This is a genomic window from Vibrio sp. 970, from assembly GCF_033339075.1.
Window position 1 is genome coordinate 1 of the sequence record NZ_JAWOTW010000284.1, and the last position, 723, is coordinate 723.

Annotated in this window: 1 pseudogene; it reads left to right on the forward strand. The window is 45.2% G+C overall.

Features of this window, described 5'->3' with window-relative positions:
- Positions 1 to 201: 201 nt before the first annotated feature.
- Positions 202 to 723 (forward strand): annotated as a pseudogene (locus R7Q11_RS26195) (tryptophan--tRNA ligase); the annotation flags it as partial.

A 723-nucleotide genomic window follows, 5' to 3' on the forward strand; every position in this document is an offset into this window, starting at 1 on the left:
CATTGGGATTGAGCATTGTCTTAGTCCCTGTTAGCTTAAGACGCATGAACTTATTCTTCACACCTTCATCATCATACTTTTTCTGGTGGCGCTCTATGTAGAGCGGCGCGGAATTCTTACATTCTTACGCTGCTGGAAGGTAGCGAAGAGTGTCTTGTCTTTTTATCTCCAGTAGCGATCTATTTTGACTAGGAGATAACCATGAACATCAAAGAAACGCATCAACAACGCGAAATCATTCTCACGGGGGACCGAGCTACAGGGCCTTTACACCTTGGTCATTACGTCGGTTCGTTACAACAGCGTGTGGCATTACAATCGGAGCATGACCAAACCATTCTGGTCGCCGATATGCAAGGCCTGACCGACAACGCGCACAATCCTTCAAAGGTATCTTCGAACATTCTAAACGTAGTCGCAGATTACCTTGCAGTTGGTATCGACCCCATTCAAACCACTATCTGTTTGCAATCTCAGCTGCCAGCCCTCGCAGAATTGACGATGTATTACAGCAACTTAGTTTCAATTGCTCGCTTAGAGCGTAACCCAACCGTAAAAAATGAAATTCAAAGCAAAGGTTTTGAGCGTTCAATTCCTGCAGGGTTCCTGACTTACCCAATTTCTCAAGCCGCTGATATAACGGGTTTTCGCGCGACACTTGTTCCGGTTGGGGATGATCAATTACCAATGCTTGAGCAAACGAATGAAATCGTGAGAAAGATT